This window comes from Deltaproteobacteria bacterium, assembly GCA_009929795.1.
In the GTDB taxonomy this organism is placed as follows: domain Bacteria; phylum Desulfobacterota; class Desulfovibrionia; order Desulfovibrionales; family Desulfomicrobiaceae; genus RZZR01.
Genome location: RZZR01000178.1, coordinates 1 through 4,427 on the forward strand (window position 1 = coordinate 1; position 4,427 = coordinate 4,427).

The window sequence follows — 4,427 nt, forward strand, 5'->3', positions numbered from 1 at the left end:
AGGCCATGGCCTGGTACTCGGAATCGATGATCAGGCGCTGGGTCGAGGTGTAGGTGCCGGTGGCCGCCTGGGTAGCCAGCTCCTTCATGCGGATGAGCTTCTCGTCGATGACCCCCAGGGCCCCGTCGGCGGTCTGGATGAGGGAGATGGCGTCGTTGGCGTTGCGTATGCCCTGGTTGAGGGAGGCGATGTCCGCGCGCATGAGTTCGCGGACGGCCAGGCCGGCGGCGTCGTCGGCTGCAGTGCCGATGCGCAGGCCCGAGGACAGTCGGCGGGCGGACGTGCCCAGGGCCGTGTACCCGCTGCTCAGGTTTCTGGCCGCGTTCATGGCCATGAGATTGTGGTTTATCACCAGAGACATGAACCACCTCCTTGTGATCCAGCCTGTTCGGCAAGGGCCAATTCTCAAGGCCTGGAATGTATATCGTCCGAAGAGGGAAAAAACTTGATGCTTGGCAGCTGAATACAAGAAGGATGCCAGATTCATTCAAGAACCTGGCATCAAGACAGAATGGGGTTCGGGGCCGACGGGTCGAACCTATCGCGGATTCTTGAGCGGCCCGGCGTCCACGTCGATCTGGCGGTCCACGGCCAAAAGGGCCGGGGGCAGGGGATCGTCTGAAGTCTGACGGCGGACCAGACCGCAGGAGACCCGAAAGAGCTGGGCCATGACCTCGTCGATGATCTCCCGGGGGATGCCGTAGTGGAGGAAGTTGATGGGGGTCAGCTCGGCCAGGAGGTAGAGTTGCTTGTCCCTGGCCGGGTCGTCGGGAAAGGCCAGGGTGACCCGCTGGCCCTGGAGGGCCCCGGTCTGGAGATCGCGCAGGTCGGCCCAGGAGACTTTCACGCGCAAGCCTCCGACGCGGGGGTCGGCGGCCAGGCGCAAATTCTGGAGCCAAGCCGAGAGATGGGTGAACTCCACGGTCTTGGTGGAACCGCTGACAAAGAAAAGGTCGGGGCGTGAACCGTTCAGGACCAGGTCCTCCAGGTGCCGGGCCTCCAGAATGGAGAGGCCGACCACGCCGATGAAGAGATCGGCTCGGCGCAGGGCCCCGGGGTCCAGTTCGTCCAGGGTGGCGGCCTCGGGGAATCCGGATTCGTCCGTGGGCGAGGAGACGACGATGTCCACGCCCAAGAGCCGTCCGGTGCTCATGCGCGGCAGGAGGGTCCGGCCGACAAAGGCCCCGATGGCCCCCCGCGAGCCCAGGACAACGATGTCGCGACGGGACATGAGCAGGCCCAGGCGGTGGAGGATGGCCTCCACCGAGGCCAGGATGGAGATGGCGCACTCCCGGGCCTCGGGCCCGGTTTTCAGCCCGGACACGGCGATGCTTCCCACGGGAAAATGCAGGCGGCCGAAGTCCCGTTCCACGACCAGATTGGCGTCGTAGCCGTTGCGGGTGTGCTCTACGGCGCCCAGGAAAAACTCATTCAGCCAGTCGCCCAGGGGCCGCTCGGCCTCGTCTTCCGGGGCCGGGAGGCGGAAGTGATCGAAGATCTCGCCCACGCTGGCCCCTTCCAGGCAGAAGCGATTCAAAACCGGGGCCAGATACCCGCCGTCCTCGACGAGGAGCATCTTTTCCCCGGCCTCCCGGGCGGCCAAGACTTCCTGCAGAAAGACATGGCCGGAGACCAGGCGCATGGCCTGGAGAAAGTCCAGTCGCCCGTCCAGAAGAACCCTGTCCAGGTCGTGGAGTTCCGGCTTGGGGCCGAATTGGCGGGACACGGCAAAGTATCCGGCCAGATGCTCCCGGCTTTCCAGCTTCTGTAGGCCGTGAAAACGGAATTGTTCCGCAGGCAGGGCCATGAGGGTCTCGATGTAGATTTCAGGGACGATGCCCGCGTACTTGACGAAAAAAGTGGCCAGGGACGGGCACCCGGCAACATCCAGGGCCTTAACCAGACCCAAAACCTCGGCCGTGGCGTGGTGGATGAGGAAGACCCGCACCCCGGCCAGGGCCTGGGGCCGGCCAGCCGAGGCCCGGTTCAAAACGGGCATGGCCCGCAGGTACTCGTTCAGGGCCGGGACGGTCCGGGGCACGTCGAAGCTGACGTTCAGGCAGGCCCCGAAGCGGGAGAGGTCGAAATAGATGTGAAAGGACCCGGAGCGCACATCCAGCAACCGGCCCCTGGCCAGCTCGGCCAGGACCCTGGGGTCCTCCAGGAGCTGGATCTCCTGCATGAGCATGGCCAGGGAGGCGCTGAAGGCCTGTTCCCGGTCCCTGGCCTCCAGGAGCAGGGCCTGGACGTCGTCCGTGGGCCAGCGAAAGTGGATGGTCTTCAGGCCGGGCAGGCCGCTGCCATGCAAATGCTCAAAGAGGTCGGGCTGGTGGGCGGCGATCTCTCGGTATTCGTTGCGGTTGTCCAGGGTCTCCTTGAACAGGCTCTGGCGCAGGGTTTCGGCCACCAGGTGCACGTCGGGGATGAACGAGGCCACGGGCGGCAGGTCCACGACCCGGTGACGGATGTGCTTGAGTTGCAGGCGGGACACGGCCGCGTCCTCCACGGTCAGGCGCAGAAAGCGGCCGGCCGGGTCGTGTTCGAGCAGGAAGTAGTGCTCGCCCTCGTTTTCGCCCTTGCGGAGGTGGAAGGGGAAGAGCAGGGCCGGGGGGGCGGCCTCGGCAACCGGAAGGTCAAAGAGGGCCGGAAAGAGGATGCCTCCCCAGGCCCGGGTCTGCAGGGCCCGGAACACGGCCTGCATGCGGTTCTCGAACTGGAGATGGGCAAAGGGCAGGCCCTCGGCCGCGTCGGCCCGGACATAGACCGTGATCCAGTCCAGCCCGGCCAGGGCCAGGTCCGGGGTCAGGCGGGGGTCCATCCGCTGGCGGACCATGATGTCGGCCGCGCCGAACCCGCATTGCTCCAGGACCTGACCGCAGAGGAGGCGGACCAGGGAATGCAGGTTGCGGAAGACCCGCAGACCGGTGAGGTCGATGGTCAGTCGATCGTCCCCGGCCGGGATCAGGGGCACACCCAGGGTGGTGCCCCGGTACTCTTCGGTTTGGCGGGGTCTTTCGCGGGTTCCGTCTTGGCGGATGAGACCTCGAAGCAGGGAACCGACGTCGCGCTTGTCCGTCATGGGTTTCGGCTCAGTTCCGGATCTGAAGGACGACCTTGAGGGCCTGGCCGTCGGCGGCCCGGGCAAAGGCCTCCTCGGCCCGGTCCATGGGGAAGCGGTCGGTGACCAGCCGCTCCAGGGGCATGTCCGGGAAGGAGGTCATCATGTCCAGGGCGTCGGCGAACCGGCCGCAGCGCGACCCGACCACGGTCAACTCGTTGATGACTAGGGGGGCCAGGTTGACCTCGCCCTGGAGGGCCACGGTGGACTTGAGGGCGATGGTCCCCCGGGGTCGGCAGATGTCCATGGCCTGGGTGATCCCCCGTCCCGAACCCGTGGCCTCGACCACCAGGTCCACGCCCCGGGGCACGTCCTCGGCCCGGGACACGGTCTTGATGTCCCGCCAGAGGGCCAGTTCGAGTTTTTCGGGATGATGGCCGCCCAGGGTCAGGTCGGGGCAGACCGTGGACAGGGCCCAGGCGCAGAGGATGCCCAGGCGGCCGTCGCCAAGGACCACGACCTGTTCCGTGCCCATGAGGTGGATCTGCTCCAAAATCTCACAGGCCGCGGCCAGGGGTTCGGTCAGGATGGCCCGGTCGTCGGGGATGTAGTCCGGGACCTCCAGAAGGTTCTCTATGGGGAGGACGCAGTATTCGGCCATGCAGCCGTCCAGACCGAAGATGCCCAAGGTGGTCCGATTGGGGCAGTGGCGGCCGAGGCCCTTGGCGCACCACTCGCATTTTCCGCAGGCGGCATTGATTTCGCCCACCACCCGCTTGCCGATCCAGGACGCGTCCTCGCAGGCCTCCACGTGGCCCAGGAACTCGTGGCCCAGAACTCCGGTGAATCCCATGTAGCCCTTCATGAGTTCCAGGTCGGTCTTGCAGACCCCGGCCAACTGGACCCGGACGAGGGCCCAGCCTGGTTTGACCTCGGGACGGGGATGGTCCTCGACGTATTGGAGTTTTTGGCCGTTGAACACGATGGCTTTCATGACGGGCATGGGGTCCTCCTGATAGTTTGCGTTATACGTTCATGCTGGCGTGGCGCAGGCTTGATCAAAGACGGGCGGGCAGATGGAACGTGTCAGTAGACCTCGTCATGTTTTCCCACGTCGATCAAGACAATCAAATCATCTCCGGAGTCCTGGTCCATTTCAAAAGAAAAGACGATTCGGCAATCGTAATCAGCACGACAGGCCCAAAGGCCTTCAAGTTTGCCGTGGAGTTTGTGAGATTTCAGGCTCGGACTGAAGGGGTCCATGCAGAGGATTCCCAGGGCATCGAACAGCTTTTGCCGAAGAAGCGGGTTATTCCGGGAAGCCTTTTTAAATCCGCGCTTGAAGCTTTCCGACCAAGCGAACCTATAC

Annotated in this window: 4 protein-coding genes; all 4 read right to left on the reverse strand. The window is 64.8% G+C overall.

The genetic code is table 11. The features are described 5' to 3' along the window. The coding region (locus EOM25_12570) for a flagellin (protein ID NCC26007.1) at window positions 1-361 on the reverse strand (361 nt) is incomplete at its 3' end. A gap of 177 nt (window positions 362-538) precedes the next feature. Next, window positions 539-3,079: a hypothetical protein gene (locus tag EOM25_12575; protein NCC26008.1), complete on the reverse strand. Its 2,541-nt coding sequence runs from the start codon at window positions 3,077-3,079 to the stop codon at window positions 539-541. A 10-nt stretch (window positions 3,080-3,089) separates the two neighbouring features. Continuing rightward, a complete protein-coding gene (locus EOM25_12580) occupies window positions 3,090-4,052 on the reverse strand; it encodes an alcohol dehydrogenase (GenBank protein NCC26009.1) in 963 nt (320 codons plus the stop codon). Between the two features lie 92 nt (window positions 4,053-4,144). Further along, window positions 4,145-4,427 (reverse strand): type II toxin-antitoxin system mRNA interferase toxin, RelE/StbE family (locus tag EOM25_12585; protein NCC26010.1); only part of this gene is annotated, 283 nt, incomplete at its 5' end.

What these genes read in the sequence shown, in the direction of transcription:
- EOM25_12575 (NCC26008.1), bottom strand. Translation starts at nt 3,079, where the DNA reads ATGACGGACAAGCGCGACGTCGGTTCCCTGCTTCGAGGTCTCATCCGC.
- EOM25_12580 (NCC26009.1), bottom strand. Translation starts at nt 4,052, where the DNA reads ATGAAAGCCATCGTGTTCAACGGCCAAAAACTCCAATACGTCGAGGAC.